Genomic DNA, 18,840 nt, shown 5'->3' on the forward strand with positions numbered 1-18,840 from the left:
CCTCGAATGTTCTATGCAATCCTTGCCTATCACGTGGAAGATGCGATCAAGGCGCTGACGCCGCAGGAAGATGCCGCACTGATGGCCGACCTGCTGAAGATCAACACAAGGCTTCATGCGGAAGGCACGCTTGGTCCGTCCGCGCGTCTGGGGGCCACCCAGGATGCCATCACCTTGCGCGGCCCGGGCGACGGCGTGGTCATCGACGGCCCTTTCGCCGAGACCAAGGAACAGTTGCTCGGCCTCTATGTCGTCGACTGCGCCACGCGGGACGAGGCCATTGCGATCGCCCGCGACCTTCGCCGCGTCAATCCGACCGCGGTTTACGAGATCAGGCCCATTCTGCTGTTCAAGCCCGGTGTGCCGCTGGCGGGCAAATGAGTCGGCAGCGGAGGCCCTGCCGGCGTCCGCTAACTCACCCACGCCCCACGAACGGCATCTTGGTTGCCATCACGGTCATGAACAGCACGTTCGCCTCGAGCGGCAGGCTGGCCATGTGCACGACGGCATCGGCGACGTGCTGGACATCCATCACCGCTTCGGCGGCGATGGAGCCATTGGCCTGCGGCACGCCGACGGTCATCGGCTGCGCCATGTCGGTCAGCGCATTGCCGATGTCGATCTGGCCGCAGGCGATGTCGTAGGGACGGCCGTCGAGCGCCAGCGTCTTGGTCAGTCCGGTGATGGCATGCTTGGTCGCCGTATAGGGCACCGAGCCCGGGCGCGGCGCATAGGCCGACACCGAGCCGTTGTTGATGATGCGCCCACCCATCGGCCGCTGCTTGCGCATGGCGCCAAAGGCGGCGCGGGCGCACAGGAACGAACCGGTGAGATTGACGCCGACGATATCGTTCCACACCTCGACCGGGATCTCGTCGATTGGCGTCGACTTGTAACCCATGCCGGCATTGTTGAAGAGCAGGTCGACGCGGCCGAAGGCTTCCGCCACCGTCTCGAACAGATCGTCGACCTCGCCGGCCTTGCTGATGTCGCAGGCGACCGCCAATGCCTTGGCTTCGGTCGGGCCGGCCTCGGCGACCGCTGCATCCAGCACCGCTTTGCGGCGGCCGCAAAATACCGTGTTCCAGCCGGCCTTGAGCAGCGCCGTGGCAACGCTCTTGCCGATGCCCGTGCCGGCGCCCGTAACGATGGCGGTTCTTTGCTCGGTCATGGCGGATGTCTCCGACTGATTTTCAGGATTTGGCTTGGGCAAGAGGCATCGCAAATGACGGCAGCGATGGCAAGCGGACCTGCACGAGCATGTCCTCGAAAAATCGGGCCCAGTTTTCGGAGAAAGCCCCGGCATGGGCCGACAAAAAGGGCGGTCATTGGCGACCGCCCTGATCTGAACCGGGCTTGGGAGGAGGAAAAGCCGATCCGACTGTGTAGAATCATGCGCTTCCTGAGTTAACGAAAGGTTAACGCCGGAAAGACGGCCTGTCCCGATCTGACCCTACCAGCGTGGATTGGGCGAAGTTCCGGTCTTTGTTGCGGGAACCTTGGCTGCCGAAACCGTCGCCTCGACATGGTCGACCAGCGCGTCCGGCAGGCCAAGCCGGCCGGCAAGCAGGTCGAGATAGCCGCGCTCGGCGCGCGTGTCGGGATCGATGGTGAGGCGCGATGCCGTATAGAGTTCGAGCTTTTGCGCGTCGGTCTTGGCCTCCGCCACCAGCGTGTCGAGGTCGAGCGGGCGTTCCAGCTCCGCCATCAGGAATTTCTCGGCATCGGAGCCGATCCCCGCAAGGCTGAGCTTGCCTGCAATCATCTTGCGCTCCTCGTCGTCGACATGGCCGTCGGCCTTGGCCGCCGAGATCATCGCCCGCACCAGGGTCAGCGTGAACTCGTCCTCGCCTTGCGGCGCCTGCGAAGGATGGAAGGCGGTGTCCTTGGGCGGCGGCAGCAATTCCGGTTCGCCGGCGGCCGGCGCCTGCTCCGGGGCGTTGCCGGCCTTGTAGTTCTGGTAGGCCTTGTAGGCGAGGCCGCCGATCGCGGCCAGGCCACCGAGCTTCACCGCCGCACCTGTCACCTCGCGGCCGGCCCCTGTTCCAAGCAGCACCGCTGCCAAGGCACCGGCGGCCAGCGGGTTGTCCTTGGCCATCTGCACGGCCTGGCCCGCCTTGTCGCGGACGGTGCCGCTGGTGCCGGGAATTTGCGAGCCGAGCAGATCGTCGAGAAGCTTCTTGGGATCGAACATTCAGTGCCTCCAGCTTTTGCCCGGCCGAACGGGCAGGTTTCGAACGCCGAAGACGTAGGTCCCGAAACCTGACATTGCAATGACAGGCCGCCGCTTTGCCGGACTCGCCCGCCCGGATCAGGACCCGATATGCGGCCCCTTGCCCCGCGCCTGCGCAAGCTCGACCTGCCGCTGGCGCTCGGCGTAGCGCTGACGGTCCTCGTCGGTACGGGCGTCGAAGCAATGCGGGCAAGAAATGCCTGCGGCATATCTGGGCGACGCCAACTCACTTGCCGTCAGCGGATGGCGGCAGGCGCGGCAGAGTTCCGCGTCACCCTCGGCGAGGCCATGCGACACCGAAACCCGCTCGTCGAAGACGAAGCATTCGCCTTGCCACAGGCTCTGCTCGGCCGGAACCTCCTCGAGATATTTGAGGATGCCGCCCTTGAGGTGGAACACATCCTCGAAGCCGAGCGACTTGACGTAGGCGGTCGCCTTTTCGCAGCGAATGCCGCCGGTGCAGAACATCGCCACCTTGCGGCCCTCGAGCTCCGCCCTGTGCGCTTCCACCCAGGCGGGGAATTCGCGAAAGCTCGCGGTCGCTGGATCGACCGCGCCCTTGAAGGTGCCGATCGAGACCTCGTAGGCGTTGCGTGTGTCGATGACGATCGTGCCGGGCTCGGAAATCAGCGCGTTCCAGTCGGCGGGGGCGACATAGGTGCCGGCGCTTGTCGCAGGGTCGATGTCCTCGACGCCCATGGTGACGATCTCGCGCTTCAGCCGCACCTTCATGCGGTGGAAAGGCATTTCCGTGGCTGCGCTGTATTTGATCTCGAGCCCCGCCAGCCCATCGATGGCTTCGATGTGGTCGATGAGCTCGGCGATCGCTGCTTCGCTGCCGGCGACGGTGCCATTGATGCCTTCATGCGCAAGAAGCAGCGTGCCCTTGATGCCGCGCCCGCAGCAGAAGGCGGCGAGCGGCGCGCGCAGCGTCTCGAAGGCGTCGAGCCTGGCAAACCGGTAGAGCGCGGCGACGCGGACAGGCTGGGATGGAGCGGACAGTGTCATTGCCAGAGCAACTAGACGCTCGTAAATGCCGATTCAAGGCGAAACCGGCTTCGGCGCCTGTCATGGCCTTGTCGGGAAAGAGCCCGTAAGCTGTCCGCCAGCGCGTGACATCGCGACGCGACCGGTTTCATGGACAGGCAAACACCCGTCTGCTAATCGGTTGAAATTCCCTAAGGCGCGTCGCGCTTTGGATCTTTGTTTCATGCATGCCGTAGTCCCAAAACCGAGATCACTTTTGGGCGGCACGCATCAGGCCATGGAGAGACAGATGCCCAGCAAGACCGAAAAACTCCTGTCGCTCCTCAACGGCCAGCCGGTCATCCCGGTGCTGAAGATCACTGATGTCGCCAATGCCGTGCCGCTGGCCCGCGCCCTGGCGCGCGGCGGCCTGCCGGCGATCGAGATCACGCTGCGGACCGCAGACGCACTCGAAGCGATCCGGCGGGTGGCGGCCGAGGCCGAGGAAGCCATTGTCGGCGCCGGCACCATTCTGGACAGCAGGCAGTTCGACGAGGCGGCCAGCGCCGGCTCGCGCTTCATCGTCAGCCCCGGCATCACGCGCGAACTCCTGTCGGCCGCCGCCGACAGCGAGGTTCCGCTGTTGCCCGGCGCCATCACGCCCGGCGAGATCATGGCCGCGCGCGAGGCCGGCTTGCGCTTCCTGAAGTTCTTCCCGGCCGAGCAGTCCGGCGGCATAGCCTCGCTGAAGGCCTTCGCCTCGCCGCTGGCCGACGTCAAATTCTGCCCGACCGGCGGCATCACCGGCAAGAACGCCGCCGACTACCTCAGCCTGCCCAACGTCATCTGCGTCGGCGGCTCCTGGGTCGCGCCCGACGACATGGTCAAGGCCGGCAAGTGGGACGAGATCGAAGCGCTCGCACGTGCTGCCAGCCAGCTCAGGAAATAATGGGCCCTTCGCTCACCAGGGCAACGGACCGTTCTCGTCGAAATAGCCGCCGGTAGGCCCGCCGGCCTTCAGCGTCGCCAGCTGCACGATGACCCCGGCGGCCTGCTGCACCGTACGGCCGCCTCTGTGCGCATTGAGGTCCGTCGCGGTGTAACCGGGTGCGGCGGCGTTGACCATGATGCCGCGCGGCGACAGCTCCCGGGCGAAGGCCACGGTGATGGCATTGAGCGCTGTCTTCGAGCTGCCATAGCCCATGACATTGGGCGACTGGCTGTTGCCGGCGGCGCGCGCGATCGAGCCGAGATAGCTGCTGAGCATGACGATGCGGGCAGCGGGCGCTGCCAGCAGCAGTGGCAGGAAGGCCTGGCTGACGCGAACCGGACCGAAGACGTTGACCTCATAGGTGGCCTTCATGTCGGCGACATCCTCGCGGCTTGGCGGCCGTTCGTAGCGGCCGTCAGGTCCGAGCGCATCGACATAGCCTGGGGCAATGCCGGCATTGTTGACCAGCACGTCGAGGCTGGAGACCTGCGCCGTCAGGGTTCTGGCCGCCGCCGCCACGCTGTCGTCACTGGCGACGTCGAGCGCGAGCCATTCGACGTCGAGCCCTTCATTGCGCAACGCCTTTGCCGCCACCTCCCCGCGCTCGGCATCGCGGGCGCCGAGCCAGACCTTGAAGCCTTTTGTCCCCAGCCGGCGAGCGGTTTCGAGGCCGATGCCCTTGTTGGCGCCGGTGATCAGCGCATTCGCTTTAATCGTCATGTCCATGTCTCCTTGTTTTGAAACCCAGACATGACGTGCATCGGCCGATTTCGCGCGCCGGATACTCGCTTCCTCTTGCCTAATCCTCTCAACTGGTTGCGCGACCCGCTTGGATCAGCAATGCTGAAGACATGGAATCAGCCCTGCAGGAACTGATCACGATCGCCAGCCGCCATGCGCATGGGCGGCGCACAAAGACGGCGATCCCGCGCGTCACGATCGGCCGCAGCGAGGTTCCGACCCCGCCGCTGCCCGAGCTTTGCCAGCCGACGGTGCTGTTCGTGCTGCAGGGGACCAAAACAGTGCTGATCGGCGACCGCACGCTTCGCTACGGCGCCGGCAGCTATTTCGTCTATGCGGTGGAGACGCCTGCCACCAGCCAGTTGATCGAGGCGAGCAGCGCCCGTCCTTACATGGCCATCGCCTTCGCCCTCGATGTCGAGCTGATCGCCAGCCTGCTTATAGACCACAAGCCTGCGGTCGACGGCGACAGCTTCGTGACCAACCGGCTGGATGACGAACTGCTCGATGCCTGGCGCCGCATGCTGCGGCTGCTCGACCGTCCGGCCGAAATTCCGGTGCTCGCGCCCATGCTCGAACGCGAGATCGCATTCCGCCTGCTGCAAGGCCCGCAAGGCGCGAAGCTGCGCCAGCTTGCACACGCTGACGGTCGCCTGTCACAGATCCGCCGCGCCACCGCTTGGATACGATCGCACTATAACGAGCCTATCGATGTGACGGAGCTGGCCGCGCTGGCACATATGAGCAACGCCTCGTTTCACCGCCACTTCAAAGCGGCAACCGCCATGAGCCCGATCCAGTACCAGAAGCAGGTCCGTCTGCTGGAGGCGCGTCATCTGCTGATCGCGGAACCGGGCAGCGCCACGCGTGTCGCCTTTGCCGTCGGCTATGAAAGCCCATCCCAGTTCAGCCGGGAATATGCGCGCCATTTCGGACTGCCGCCGGCGCGTGACGCGGCGCGGCTCCTGGCCAGGGGCGAAGCAGCCACGCTGGAAGTCGACTAGAGCAATTCCAGGAAAAGTGTGAAGCGGTTTTCCCGGGAAAAGCGCGTAGCGCTTTCCCTAGGGAATTGCGTCAAAACAAAGAGTTAGAGCGGTTCGCCGTTTCCATGAAACGGTAAACGCTCTAGGCCTCGGAACCAGGACATACGCGCGGCGTCAGCTGGCACATAAAGCCCGGCCGACTCTCGCCGACCGGGCCAATTCTCCCGGATCCAGCCGCCTGTGATCTACAGCATCGCGGCATCGCATCTGGCGTACACTGGAATGCAAAAAGCCGCGCCGGTTGCCCTGCGCGGCTTCTGTTATCTTTGGCCAGCCGCCTACTTGGTCTGGAAGCGCGCGACCGACAGGAACTTGACGGCGTTGCCGGTGAAGCGGCTGGGGTCCGGCGCCTGGGCATCGGTCTGGAAGCCGGCGGTATAAACCTCGCTCGGCGGCGTGTGCACGATGTTGTAGGCGTAGCCCGGCGCCGTCGTGGCGCTCGAAACGGTAGCGACGTTGTCGCCGCTGGTCAGCGCCCAGCGGGCGGCCTGGGGCGCGGCGGCGACCACCATGGCCCTGGGTCCCGGCTTTTGGTCGCGGGCGGTGGCCCTGGCTTCCTTGCGGGTCGTCTTCACGCCGGCGCCGATCGCGGCGGCCGGATCGGAACCGGCCGGACGGGCGGCAACAGCCTGGCGCGGAGATGCGGCATCGACACCCGACGGGTCGTTGAAGGCCGAGCGCGGCTCTTCGGCCAGCGACGCAACCTTGTATTCGTCAGCATTGCCGACCTGCTTGTATTCGACGGCATTGCCGGCCTGCGCGTTGGCCTCGTCGAGCACGGCCTTGACGGCATCCGGCTTGGCCGGCTCGGGCCGTGCCGAGGGCAGCACCGAGAACGCATCCGTCGCGGTCTTGCCCTGTTCGGCCGTATCCGCCAGCGCCATCAGCACATCCTTGCTGGGCGGCGGCGCGAGATCCGCCGGGAGCGTGCGTTCGGGACGCCATGTCGGCAAGGGGATGTTGTTGACGGCAACCTGCGCCGGATCAGCGGCAGCCGCCGCCGCGAGCGCTGCTGGGTCAGCCTTGCCGAACGGCATGTTCGCCGGCGCCTGCGCGGTCGCCACCGCCTGTTCCGTTGTGGCCGACGCATCCGCTGTGGCGAATGGAACATTCTCAGGCTGCGCGCCGACATCGACCTTGGGCCGCGGCGCGAAATCGGGCAGCGGAATCTCCTTGGCAGGCAGCGCGGCAATGATCGTTTCCGGCGTATCCTTCTCCGGTTCCGGAGCCTGCTCGTCGGCAATCTGCGGAACGTTGGCGCGCTGTGCATTCTCCGGCGCGACGATGGCGATGCCCGGCAGGTTACTGCTCTTGGCGGTCGCGGCCGGCTTCAGGTTTCTGGGCTTGGGCGCAGGGGCGGCCGAAGCCGTCTCGACATCCGCGCTGTCATCGGCTTCATCGGAGCCGCCGCCAAACAAGGCAGACAGGAACCCACCGGACTTCTTGCCGCTGCCGCCGGCACTCGCAAGCTCGACATTGGGCGTACCAGCGCCCTTGCGTGCCTTGTAGGCGGCCATCGCCTGTTCATAGCCGGGCAGCGGCCGGCCGTCGCTCGGCACATGCAGCGTCTTGCCGTTGGGGAACAGGCTGACCAGTTCCTGGCGGCTGATGCCGGGCCAGTGGCGCACATTGCCGACATCCATATGGACGAACGGCGAACCGGAGGTCGGATAGTAACCGACACCACCGCCCTGCATCTTGAGGCCGATGTTGCGCAGCTTCTTCAGCGGCACGCCGGGAATGTAGAAGTCCATCGCCTTGCCGAGCATATGCTGGCTCTTCTCGGCGACGCCCCGGCTGCGGCTGCGCAGCATCGAATTGGTCGCAGGCGAACGGTAGCCGCACACGACCTGGATATAGTCGGAGGAGCCGCTTTCGCGATAGGCCTCCCAGACAAGGTCCAGCAGGCGCGGATCCATCTTGGTCGGCTCGTTGCGGCGCCAGTCGCGCAGGATGATGTTGATCTTGCGCAGGCCTTCGGGAAGGTAGCGGCCGTTGCGCTTGTAGACGATCTCGGCCTTTTCGTGCGTGTGCAGGTGATAAAGCTTCAGCGAACGCGTCTCTGCGCTGGCGCCAGTGGCCGCCGCGCCAACAAAACCAAAAGCGACAATCACCGCTGCCAGCCATCTCGGCCAGACGCTCAGATGATGATGACGCCCGTTTGTGAGTCGTTCGATTCTGTTCAAATCAAAAGGCCTTGCAGGCTGCCGTTTGTCCCCGGATTTGCCCAAACGGATGTGTCGTTTTCACATCCGAATATCGATCCTAATGGTTAATCATCGCTTATTGAAGCCGAAATGCGGTAACACCATGGCGATATCCCGTCAAAAATTGTTCACAAGATTTCTTGGTAAACCGCTGGTTTAGATCAGGTTTCCGGCTTTGGCCGAACACGATCTGTTACCGTTAGCCTTAATGCGTGAACAGAGCTGTCCACAGCCATGCCATATTCCAGCCGAAACCCCGATACAGTGGCAATCCTGTCATAGCAAGCTGGTCCCGGCCTTGCGCCGGGGGCGTGGTCCTGGTTCTGAAAGAGATCAAGCGCTCCCAAGGTGGGTTGAGATTCAGGTCGGGCCGCGACGAAAACAGTGGGCTCCGAGAACCGGAGCGGAGCGTACTTTCGTAGGTGGGCACCGGAAGCAGGAAGCGCCGCTTGCAGGCCGGCCTCACCTGAATATCAACACACCTCAGGAAGCAAGACGCTCGACACGGCCCGTCTCCGGGTCGATGCCGTATTCCTTGAGCTTGCGGTAGAGCGTCGAGCGGCCGATGCCGAGCCGGCGCGCGACTTCGCTCATCTGGCCGTTGTAGTGATCGATGGCGAGCTTGATCATCTCGAGTTCGACATCGGCGAGCGCGCGCACATTGCCGCGTTCGTCGAGCGCCCGCAGCGTGCCGAATCTGGGCTGAAGCACGGCCGGCCGATCCGGCTCGGCGGCTGGCGCGGCATCGCCGCCCACGTCTCCCTCGTCGCGGAGTTCCGGAGGCGATGAGAGGCGAGGTGCCGTGTCGTCCGTTTCGAGATTGACGGTGCCTTCCACCTGCGCGCGGATCTGCGGAAAATCATCGACATCGAGCACGTCGCCTTCACACAGCACGGAGGCGCGGAAGACGGCGTTTTCGAGCTGCCTTATGTTGCCGGGCCAGTCATAGGCCTCCAGCACGGCAAGCGCTGCCGGCGAAATGCCTTGCAGGCGATGGCGCGGGTCGGCGGGCGCCACCTTCTCCATGAAATGCGTGACCAGATGCGGAATGTCGTCGCGGCGGTCGCGCAGCGGCGGCACGAAGATCGGGTAGACGTTGAGCCGGTAGAACAGGTCCTCGCGGAACTTGCCGTCCTTGACCTGCTGCAGGAGGTTGCGATGCGTCGCCGAGATCAGCCTGATGTCGACCTTGACGGTCGAACGGCCGCCGACCGGATCGACCTCGCCCTCCTGTACGGCACGCAACAGCTTGACCTGCACGTCGAGCGGGAGGTCGCCGATCTCGTCGAGGAACAGCGTGCCGGAATGCGCTTCGACGAATTTGCCGGTGTGCTTGTCGGTGGCGCCGGTGAACGAGCCCTTCTCGTGGCCGAACAGGATCGATTCGACCAGATTGTCGGGGATGGCGCCGCAATTGACGGTGACGAAAGGTTTCGAGCGGCGGTCGCCGCTGCCCTGGATGGCGCGCGCCACCAGTTCCTTGCCGACGCCGGATTCGCCTTCGATCAGGATCGGGATGTTGGACGCTGCCGCCTTCTGTCCGAGGCGTATCACCCTGTCCATGGCCGGGCTGTGGGTGATCATGTCCCTGAACGTCAGCAACCCGCCGCGCTTGCGCGACGTGCGCTTGACCTCGCCTTCGACCGCCTCGACCTTGAGCGCATTGGCGATCGAGGCCTGCAGCCTGTCGGGTGACGCCGGCTTGACGACGAAATCGAAGGCGCCGTGGCGCATCGCCGACACCACGGTTTCGATGCCGCCCTGGGCGGTCTGCACGATGACCGGGACGGTGATGTCGCGTTCGCGCATCGCTTTCAGCACGCCGATGCCGTCGAGACCGGGCATGACCAGGTCGAGGATGACCACGCAGATGTCGCGGTCGCGAGGCCCGTCGAGCGCGTCGAGGCCGGCCTCACCGCCGTCGACGACGATTGCCGTGTGGCCGAACCGCGTCACCGCCGCCTCGAGCAGCCGGCGCTGCACGGGATCGTCATCGACTATGAGAATGGAACCTGTCATGACTGTCTTGAACTGCCCGCGCCCGAAATCCCCATGGATCATCTTGGCACAGGGTTCTAAATAAGGTTTCAAAAAACCCGGTGAACGAATTCCTTAGGATTTGACCGGCTTGCCTGTTCCCCCTGATTCTGCTGCTTGATTCTGACCCCATAATTCACAGAAGGTATTGTCGATGCGCATGATGTTTGGTCGGCGGCTTGCGGCACCGGCGTCCGGTCAGGGCGCGGCCGAGCTTGGCGATCTGCCGGAATGGAACCTTGCCGACCTCTATGCCGGCATGGAAGCCCCGGAACTGAAGCGTGACATCGCAAAAGCCGCCGCTGACGCAATCGCTTTCGAGAGCCGCTGGAAGGGCACGCTCGCCGCCGAGGCCGGGCGTGGCGCGGCCGGCAGACTGGGCGAGGCGCTGGTCGCCTACGAGGCGCTGGAGGAACTGATCGGCCGCATCGTCTCCTATGCCGGCCTGGTCTATGCCGGCAACACCGCCGATCCGCAGCGCGCCAAGCTCTATGGCGACATTCAGGAGAAGATGACCGACGCCAGCGCGCATCTGCTGTTCTTCGCGCTCGAACTGAACCTGATCGACGACGCCGCGATCGAAAGCGCGCTTACCAGCGATCGGGCTTTCGGCCACTACCGGCCCTGGGTGCTCGACCTCAGAATGGACAAGCCATACCAGCTCGAGGACCGCGTCGAGCAGCTTTTCCACGAGAAGTCGATCACCGGACGCGGCGCCTGGAACCGCCTTTTCGACGAGACGATGACCGACCTCCGCTTCGACGTCGACGGCGAGGAACTGACGCTGGAGCCGGCCCTCAATCGCCTGCAGGATGCCGATGGTGAGGTGCGTCGCCGTGCCTCCGAGGCGCTGGCCGCCACCTTCCGCAAGAATTTGCGCACCTTCACCCTGATCACCAACACGCTGGCCAAGGACAAGGAAATCTCGGACCGCTGGCGCGGCTTCGAGGACATTGCCGATTCCCGCCATCTCGCCAACCGCGTCGAGCGCGGCGTGGTCGATGCGCTCGCCACCGCGGTGCGCGAGGCCTATCCGCGCCTGTCGCATCGCTACTACGCGATGAAGGCCCGCTGGCTCGGCATGGACGTGATGAACCACTGGGACCGCAACGCGCCGTTGCCGGAGACGCCGCAGTCGGTGATCGGCTGGGACGAAGCCAGGAACACCGTGCTGTCGGCCTATCAGCGCTTCTCGCCCGAGATGGCCGAGATCGCGCGCACCTTCTTCGACCGCAACTGGATCGACGCGCCGGTGCGCCCGGGCAAGTCGCCAGGCGCCTTTGCCCATCCGACCGTGCCGTCGGCCCACCCCTATGTGCTGCTCAACTACATGGGCAAGCCGCGCGACGTGATGACGCTGGCGCATGAACTCGGCCACGGCGTGCACCAGGTGCTGGCCGCCGGCCAGGGCGCGCTGATGGCTTCGACACCGCTGACCCTGGCCGAGACGGCGTCCGTATTCGGCGAGATGCTGACCTTCCGCTCGCTGCTCGAGCAGACCACCGACCGGCGCGAGCGCAAGGCCATGCTCGCCCAGAAGGTCGAGGACATGATCAACACGGTGGTGCGCCAGATCGCCTTCTACGAATTCGAGCGCAAGGTGCATGCCGAGCGCCGCAACGGCGAACTGACATCCGACAGGCTCGGCCAGTTCTGGCTGGAAGTGCAGGCCGAAAGCCTCGGCCCGGCGATCAAGCTGCGCGAAGGCTACGAGGTGTTCTGGACCTACATCCCGCACTTCATCCACTCGCCGTTCTACGTCTACGCCTATGCGTTCGGCGACTGCCTGGTGAACTCGCTCTACGCCGTCTACCAGAACGCCGAGCGCGGTTTTCAGGACAAGTATTTCGAGATGCTGCGCGCTGGCGGCACCAAGCATCATTCGCAGCTTCTGGCGCCCTTCGGCCTCGACGCTACCGACCCCGCCTTCTGGCAGATCGGGCTCGGCGTCGTCAGCGGCCTGATCGATGAACTGGAAACGCTCGACGGCTGAGATGCCTCTCGCTTGCAAAGAACAGTTTAGCCGGAATGCATGTTGGGACGGCTCTGTTCTTTCCCTAAATATTTGTTCTTGAAGAACTCTAGGCGGGAGTTTTTCCCATAGCTTTCCACAAGCTCTATGATAGCCTTCGCCACAAGCTCAGCCGGAGCCTATGCGGATCGGCGAGGGAAAATCTCAGCCGGCCGTGACGCTCAGGCGAACGCGACAACGGCCGTTGGCCATGGGCTGGAAAAGCCGATCGCCGACAGCTCGAACCGAAGCCGGCTGTTCTGCGAACCCGCGGAACCATCACGAGTAGTCCATCGCCGAAGGTCATGACCCACGGCAGACGGATCTGACTGGAGAGAGACAATGGGCACTTTTTTCTACGTGGTCCTGGCGTTCCTTGTAGGCGTTCTGGTTGGCTGGTTCTTCTGGGGTCGCCTGCGTGGTGAGCTCGACAGTCTGCGCGGCGACCTCGACCGCACCCGCAGCGAGCGCGACAGGCTGCGTGCCGACAGCGACCGCCTGACCGGCGAACTCAATGCATGCGGCAAGACCCGGGCCGACCTCGAGCGCCAGTTGCGCGACGCGCAGGCATCCACGGGCGGCGGAGCAAAGGCCGCCAGTCAGGCGCCGGCAGCCCTGATGTCGACGCCGGCCGCCGCCAAATCCGCACCTGCCCCGGCCAAGACTGCGCCTGCCAAACCGGCCGCGAAGGCAGCGCCGGCGAAAGCCGCCACCGCCAAGTCGGCACCGAAGCCAGCGGCCGCCAAGCCCGCCGCGAGCAAACCCGCAGCCTCCGCTGCTTCGACAGCCAAAAGCGCGGCCGCGCCCAAGCCGGCAGCCGCCAAGAAAGCTGCGCCGGCCACAGCCAAACCAGCGGCGGCCAAACCAGCAGCAGCCAAGCCTGCGGCGGGCAAATCAGACAATCTGCGCCGGCTGATCGGTATCGGCCCGGTCAACGAGAAGCTGCTCAAGGCGCAGGGCGTCACCACCTTCGCCCAGATCGCCGCCTGGACGGCAGCCGACATCAAGCGGATCGAGGACGTGATGAACTTCGACGGCCGCATCGCGCGCGAACGCTGGATCGAGCAGGCCAAGCTGCTCGCCGCCGGCGACGAGAAGGAATTCGCCAAGCAGTTTCCGACAGCCGGAACCGCCAGCAACACCTGAGCGGCGGAGGCAGATCATCAAGCCGGCGGGGCCACAGGCCCCGCCGGCTTCTTCTCGGGGGCAATGCCGCCAGGAGGTCGGCTTTGAGGGGCAAGGTGCCGTTCCCTCGATTGCACGCGAGCGGCCCCCCATATAGAGCGATCGACGGCTTCATCGATCCTGGTCCCCATGTCCCTGCCCGCCGCCATTTTCCGCAACGACGAAAGCGCGCGTCAGCTCGTGTTCGACCGGCCGGCCGACATCATCGTGGCGCATGAGGCCCGGGATTTCCCGCAGGCGCTGGAAGCGGCGCAGGCAGCGCATGACGCCGGCAAATGGTTGGCCGGCTATTTCTCCTACGAGGCCGGTTATCTGCTCGAACCGAAACTCGTTCCCTTGCTGCCGGGCCGGCGCCGCGCTCCGCTGATCTGCCTCGGCGTGTTCGATGCACCCATCGAGGAAGCAGTGCCGCCGCGCAACACGGCAGCCCCGAACGGCCCGATCTTCGATGCGCGGGCGACGTGGTCCTTCGAGGACTACGAAAAACGCTTCTCGCGGCTGCACCAGCACATCAGGCAAGGCGATTGCTACCAGGGCAATTTGACCTTTCCGGTGCAGGCGCAATGGTCCGGCGATCCGCTTGCCGCCTTCGATGCGCTGACCGAACGCCAGCCGGTGAAGTACGGCGCGCTGGTGGCGCTGGGCGATCCCATCGTGCTGTCGCGCTCGCCCGAACTGTTCTTCGAGATCAATGCGGCCGGGATGATCGAGACGCATCCGATGAAAGGCACGGCCCCGCGCGGCGCGACGAAGACCGAGGACGAGCGGCAGAAAGACTTTCTGCGCAATGACGAGAAGAACCAGGCCGAGAACCGGATGATCGTCGACCTCCTGCGCAACGACATCTCGCTGATCAGCGAGGTCGGCACGCTGGAGGTGCCGGAACTGTTCCGCATCGAGAGCTACCCGACCGTCCATCAGATGGTGAGCGACGTCAGGGCGAAGCTGCTGCCTGGCCTCACCATCCGCCAGGTCTTCGCGGCACTCTTCCCTTGCGGCTCTATCACCGGCGCGCCAAAGATCCGCGCCATGGAGATCCTGCACGATCTGGAGGGCACGCCGCGCGACGTTTATTGCGGCGCCATCGGCTGGATCGCACCCGGCGGAACGATGCGCTTTTCCGTGGCGATCCGCACCATCTCGCTCTTTGCCAGCGGCGAGGCGGTCTACAATGTCGGCGGCGGCATCGTCTTCGATTCGACGCCCGAGGAGGAGTATCAGGAGTGTCTGCTCAAAGCCCGCTTCGCGACGGGGACACCGCCGATTTCGAGCTGATCGAGACCATGCGCTGGCAGCCCGAGACAGGCTTCCTGCGCTTCGATCGCCACCTTGCGCGCCTCTATGGCTCGGCGGCGGAACTTGGCTTTGCCTGTGATCCGCAGAAGATCGGCGCCGTGCTGGGCAAGGCGGTCGACGGCTCCCGAACCGCCATGCGCACGCGGCTCGCCTTGGCGCGCAACGGCGATGCGACGGCCTCGGCACAGCCCTACGAACCTCTCGCTGCCGACAAGGTCTGGATATTGCGGCTGGCGCGGACGCGGCTTGATTCACAAAACACGCTGCTGCGCCACAAGACCAGCCGGCGCCAGCTCTACACGCATGCCCGTTCCGAATATCTCGTCACCCAGGCCGACGAGGTGCTGCTGGCCAATGAGCGCGGCGAAATCTGCGAAGGCACCATCACCAATGTCTTCGCCGATCTCGGCGGCGGCGCACTGGCAACGCCCCGGCTCGATTGCGGCCTGCTGCCTGGCGTATTGCGCGCCGAGCTTCTGGATGAAGGCCGGGCGGAAGAAGCAATCTACAGCTACGACGATCTGAAGTCGGCCAAGGCACTCTTTGTCGGCAATTCGCTGCGCGGCTTGATACCCGCAAGGCTGGCGTGACCAGGAGAATGCCATGTTCGTCGTTTCGCTGAACTACAAAGTGCCTCTGACCGAGATCGACCGGCTGCAGGCGGCGCATGTCGAATGGCTGAAGGCATGCTACGCGGAGGGCGTCTTCATCGCTTCCGGGCCAAAGAAACCGCGGACCGGCGGCATCATCATCGCGCAATGCCCGCGCGAGATCCTCGACGCCAGGCTGGCTGCCGACCCCTTCGCCAAGGCGGGCGCCGCGGACTACGAGGTCACCGAATTCCTGGCCAGGATGACCGCCGCCGGTCTCGACGCTTTCAAGGAAGCATGAGCTTGGTCGAGGCCCTGCCCACCCACACCCCTTATGACGGCTCGTCGAAGCTGTTCAACATCGGGCTGAAGCCGCTCGACCCGGCAAACTGGATCGAGGTCGACGGCCATCTTCTGCCCTATCTCGCCGAGAAGCGCCGGCTTTATGCCGAAATCCCCGAGCGGGTTTTCGTCGAGGAGGACGGCACGCGGGACGCGCAACGAGAAGTGCTCGACTTGCTCGGCGCCTATCTGCCGGAGCGATTTCCGCGCACCCATCGCCGCACCGATGCGGACATCGAGGTGGTGGGTGCGGCGGACCACCCTGCTTTGCCTTCGGGTCTCGCCGACGCACCGCTGGTCGCGGCCTCGCTGCTGGTCCAGGAGGACCTGATCCTGATGCGCCGCGACGCCGCCGGCTGGCGGCTCGCCGCCGGCTCGCTGTGCTTTCCTTCGTCCTGGTCGCTCACCGAAAAATTCGGCAAGCCGCTGCAGCAGATCCATGAGCCCGTGCCCGGCTTCGGTCCGGGAACACGGCCGGCCGAATTGATCAACCGCATGTTCGACGGCCTGCAGGGCCAGGCGGTCGAGCGCTTCAACTGGTCGATCCAGGCCGACAATGCGCTCTATCATCCGCTGTCCAACGTCGAGCGCATCGACCGTGCCACCAACCGGCCGACACGCTTCCCCGACGGTGACGTCAAGGCGCACGCCTTCATCCGCGTCGAGCGACAGACGCTGCGCAAGCTGCCGGCCTCGCGCGACATCCTGTTCACCATCCGCATCCATCTCGATCCGCTCGCCGTGCTGGAGCGGCACCCGGACCGGGCGACGCTGGCACTATCCTTTGCCGCCCAGCTCGAAGCGCTCGATCTCGCCCAGCTCGACTACAAGGGCCTGACATCGGACCGCGACCGGCTGATCGCAGTCCTTAACCACATGGCTAGGGACCGCTAGCCACGGGTTGGCGCTTTTCGCTGGTTTATGACAATGATCTGTGATGTAGCGCATGACCGTCGGGCGAAAATGCCCGGGTTTTGCGGGTGTTTGCCCGGCTTTTGCATGTGTCTGAAGGAGTGCTCGATAAAATGGCGAATGAAAACTGGCCCGTTTACGGTGAGATCACCGGCCCCGTGGTGATGATCGGCTTCGGCTCGATCGGACGGGGGACGCTGCCGCTCATCGAACGCCATTTCAAGTTCGACAAGTCGCGCATGACGGTCCTCGACCCGCGCGATACCGACCGCAAGCTGCTCGACGAGCGCGGCATCGCCTTCGTCCAGGAAGCGGTGACCGAGAAGAACTACAAGAAGCTTCTGACGCCGCTTTTGACCAATGGCGGCGGCCAGGGCTTTTGCGTCAATTTGTCGGTCGACACCGGCTCGGTCGACCTGATGCGTCTCTGCCGCAAGCTCGGCGTGCTCTACATCGACACCGTCGTCGAGCCGTGGCTCGGCTTCTATTTCGACGCCAAGGCCGACAATGCCAGCCGCACCAACTATGCGCTGCGCGAGGCGATGATCCAGGAAAAGCAGGACAAGCCCGGCGGCGCCACCGCCGTCTCCACCTGCGGTGCCAATCCCGGCATGGTCTCGTGGTTCGTCAAGCAGGCGCTGGTCAACCTCGCCACCGATCTTGGCCTGGAGTTCTCCGAGCCGGCACAGGAAGACCGCGAGGGCTGGGCCAAGCTGATGAAGAAGGCCGGCGTCAAGGGCATCCACATCGCCGAGCGCGACACCCAGCGCACCAAGAAGCCAAAGCCGATGGATGTGTTCTGGAACACCTGGTCGGTCGAGGGCTTCATCTCCGAAGGCTTGCAGCCCGCCGAGCTCGGCTGGGGCACGCATGAGAAGTGGATGCCGAAGAACGCCAAGAAGCACAAGCACGGCTCCAAGGCCGCGATCTATCTGGAGCAGCCCGGCGCCAACACGCGCGTGCGCTCGTGGTGCCCGACGCCGGGCGCGCAATACGGCCTCCTGGTGACGCACAACGAATCGATCTCGATCGCCGATTTCTTCACCGTTCGCTCAAAGAAGGGCAAGGTCCAGTACCGGCCGACCTGCCATTACGCCTACCATCCCTGCAACGACGCGATCCTGTCGCTGGACGAGATGTTCGGTGCCGCCGGCAAGCCTCAGCCGGTGCACCACGTGCTCGACGAGAACGAGCTGGTCGACGGCGTCGACGAACTCGGTGTCCTGCTCTACGGCCACGACAAGAACGCCTACTGGTATGGCTCGCACCTGTCGCTGGCCGAGGCGCGCAAGCTGGCGCCCTATCAGAACGCCACCGGCCTTCAGGTCACCTCGGCGGTTCTGGCCGGCATGGTCTGGGCCCTGGAAAATCCCGATGCCGGCATCGTCGAGGCCGACGAGATGGACTACAAGCGCTGCCTGGAAGTGCAGTCGCCCTATCTCGGACCGGTCGAAGGCCATTACACCGACTGGACGCCGCTCGACCGACGCCCGGGCCTCTTCCCTGAGGACCTCGACCGCAGCGATCCGTGGCAATTCCGCAACATCCTCGTCCGATAGCACCCTGCGCACCATGCGCCATTGCCTTGCAATCGCCCGGAAATCGGGCGATTGAAGAGATGCGGCCTGGGGCAGCGCGCGTCTTGCAGGACGCACGCCCGCACCAGCACTTTGGACGTTCGCGTCGTGCCTGCCAAAATCGAAACCGATTTTTGGGCCGATGCGTTTGGAGAGGATTTCAGATGACTATTGCGCGCAAAGTTCTTTCGATGGGCGTGGCGGGTTCCTTTGCCATGATGCTCGCTGCCTGCACCACAAGCGGTCCCGACGCACCGCCGATGGCCGCCGCGCCGAAAGGTGTCGAGGGCTCGTGGATCGATGCAAAGGGCACTGGCCTGTCGACCTTCACCGGCGGCAAGTTCACGACCGTCGCCACCGACACCGGCCAGAAGCTGGCCGATGGCAGCTATACGATGACCGGCGCCACATCGGTCGAGATCAACGGGACGTCGCTGATCCGCCAGACGCCGGTCAGCTTCAACTGCCTGCTGATCTCCACCAGCCAGTTGAACTGCACCAGCTCGTCCGGCCAGAACTTCGTGCTGACGCGACGCGTCTGACCGGCCAACGCTGGACAGATCGGGGACGGCGGCCGATTGGCGGCCGTCCTTTTTTGCGCCTGCAAAGAGTGGCGGCATTTCCGCTTGCGTCAGCCGGAACGCGATGGGAACATGGTCAAAACGCTGGCTGTTATACCCCAGTCAAGCAAGGGCGTTAAACGCCTCCG

At 64.7% G+C, this 18,840-nt stretch carries 17 protein-coding genes; 11 read left to right on the forward strand and 6 right to left on the reverse strand.

The genetic code is table 11. The features are described 5' to 3' along the window. Positions 1–6 precede the first annotated feature (6 nt). Positions 7–381: a YciI family protein gene (locus tag QQK95_RS03110; protein WP_284268788.1), complete on the forward strand. Its 375-nt coding sequence runs from the start codon at positions 7–9 to the stop codon at positions 379–381. A gap of 34 nt (positions 382–415) precedes the next feature. Here the strand turns inward: QQK95_RS03110 and QQK95_RS03115 are convergent, their stop codons facing one another. The 3 genes from QQK95_RS03115 to trhO all read right to left on the reverse strand — a co-directional run bounded on the left by QQK95_RS03115 (position 416) and on the right by trhO (position 3,241). Then, the gene (locus QQK95_RS03115; RefSeq protein ID WP_284268790.1) at positions 416–1,171 is read right to left on the reverse strand and encodes an SDR family oxidoreductase; all 756 of its coding nucleotides are present in this window, start codon (positions 1,169–1,171) and stop codon (positions 416–418) included. A 282-nt stretch (positions 1,172–1,453) separates the two neighbouring features. Further along, on the reverse strand, positions 1,454–2,194 hold the full coding sequence (locus QQK95_RS03120) for a tellurite resistance TerB family protein (protein WP_284268792.1): 741 nt from the start codon (positions 2,192–2,194) through the stop codon (positions 1,454–1,456). Positions 2,195–2,311: 117 nt separating this feature from the next. Continuing rightward, positions 2,312–3,241: an oxygen-dependent tRNA uridine(34) hydroxylase TrhO gene (gene trhO / locus QQK95_RS03125; protein ID WP_284268794.1), complete on the reverse strand. Its 930-nt coding sequence runs from the start codon at positions 3,239–3,241 to the stop codon at positions 2,312–2,314. A gap of 268 nt (positions 3,242–3,509) precedes the next feature. Between trhO and QQK95_RS03130 the strand changes: the two genes are divergently transcribed. Next, the gene (locus QQK95_RS03130; protein WP_284268796.1) at positions 3,510–4,148 is read left to right on the forward strand and encodes a 2-dehydro-3-deoxy-phosphogluconate aldolase; all 639 of its coding nucleotides are present in this window, start codon (positions 3,510–3,512) and stop codon (positions 4,146–4,148) included. Positions 4,149–4,160: 12 nt separating this feature from the next. On the opposite strand, the gene QQK95_RS03135 is transcribed toward QQK95_RS03130, so the two are convergent. Further along, a complete protein-coding gene (locus QQK95_RS03135) occupies positions 4,161–4,910 on the reverse strand; it encodes an SDR family NAD(P)-dependent oxidoreductase (RefSeq protein WP_284268798.1) in 750 nt (249 codons plus the stop codon). A 131-nt stretch (positions 4,911–5,041) separates the two neighbouring features. On the opposite strand from QQK95_RS03135, the gene QQK95_RS03140 reads away from it, so the two are divergent. After that, positions 5,042–5,935, forward strand: coding sequence for an AraC family transcriptional regulator (locus tag QQK95_RS03140; RefSeq protein WP_284268801.1), 894 nt, complete (start codon positions 5,042–5,044; stop codon positions 5,933–5,935). Between the two features lie 317 nt (positions 5,936–6,252). Here QQK95_RS03140 and QQK95_RS03145 read toward each other — a convergent pair whose 3' ends face one another. After that, complete coding sequence (locus QQK95_RS03145; RefSeq protein WP_284268803.1) at positions 6,253–8,088, reverse strand: DUF882 domain-containing protein; 1,836 nt, start codon at positions 8,086–8,088, stop codon at positions 6,253–6,255. 576 nt (positions 8,089–8,664) lie between these two features. Next, positions 8,665–10,200 carry a sigma-54-dependent transcriptional regulator gene (locus QQK95_RS03150; RefSeq protein WP_284268805.1) on the reverse strand — a complete coding sequence of 512 codons (1,536 nt, stop codon included), beginning with the start codon at positions 10,198–10,200 and terminating at the stop codon, positions 8,665–8,667. Between the two features lie 172 nt (positions 10,201–10,372). Here QQK95_RS03150 and QQK95_RS03155 point away from each other — a divergent pair, with 172 nt between their 5' ends. The 8 genes from QQK95_RS03155 (at position 10,373) to QQK95_RS03190 (ending at position 18,673) form a co-directional block, all read left to right on the forward strand. Then, positions 10,373–12,211, forward strand: a complete 1,839-nt coding sequence (locus tag QQK95_RS03155; protein WP_284268807.1) for a M3 family oligoendopeptidase — start codon at positions 10,373–10,375, stop codon at positions 12,209–12,211. A 360-nt stretch (positions 12,212–12,571) separates the two neighbouring features. After that, entirely contained in the window at positions 12,572–13,375 is an 804-nt protein-coding gene (locus tag QQK95_RS03160; protein ID WP_284268809.1) for a proton-conducting membrane transporter, read from the forward strand. Positions 13,376–13,531: 156 nt separating this feature from the next. After that, complete coding sequence (locus QQK95_RS03165; protein WP_407660624.1) at positions 13,532–14,689, forward strand: aminodeoxychorismate synthase component I; 1,158 nt, start codon at positions 13,532–13,534, stop codon at positions 14,687–14,689. After that, complete coding sequence (locus QQK95_RS03170; RefSeq protein ID WP_284268813.1) at positions 14,638–15,300, forward strand: aminotransferase class IV family protein; 663 nt, start codon at positions 14,638–14,640, stop codon at positions 15,298–15,300. Before QQK95_RS03165 ends, QQK95_RS03170 begins: the two co-directional genes overlap by 52 nt. A gap of 13 nt (positions 15,301–15,313) precedes the next feature. Continuing rightward, the gene (locus QQK95_RS03175; RefSeq protein ID WP_284268815.1) at positions 15,314–15,601 is read left to right on the forward strand and encodes a YciI family protein; all 288 of its coding nucleotides are present in this window, start codon (positions 15,314–15,316) and stop codon (positions 15,599–15,601) included. Next, positions 15,598–16,536 (forward strand): heme-dependent oxidative N-demethylase family protein, encoded by a 939-nt coding sequence (locus QQK95_RS03180; RefSeq protein ID WP_284268817.1) that lies wholly within the window; start codon positions 15,598–15,600, stop codon positions 16,534–16,536. The genes QQK95_RS03175 and QQK95_RS03180 overlap by 4 nt, the downstream gene beginning before the upstream one ends. 131 nt (positions 16,537–16,667) lie before the next feature. Continuing rightward, on the forward strand, positions 16,668–18,113 hold the full coding sequence (locus tag QQK95_RS03185; RefSeq protein ID WP_027047369.1) for a homospermidine synthase: 1,446 nt from the start codon (positions 16,668–16,670) through the stop codon (positions 18,111–18,113). 182 nt (positions 18,114–18,295) lie between these two features. Beyond that, complete coding sequence (locus QQK95_RS03190; protein ID WP_202358008.1) at positions 18,296–18,673, forward strand: hypothetical protein; 378 nt, start codon at positions 18,296–18,298, stop codon at positions 18,671–18,673. Positions 18,674–18,840: the final 167 nt, after the last annotated feature.

This window comes from Mesorhizobium huakuii, assembly GCF_030160235.1.
In the GTDB taxonomy this organism is placed as follows: domain Bacteria; phylum Pseudomonadota; class Alphaproteobacteria; order Rhizobiales; family Rhizobiaceae; genus Mesorhizobium; species Mesorhizobium huakuii.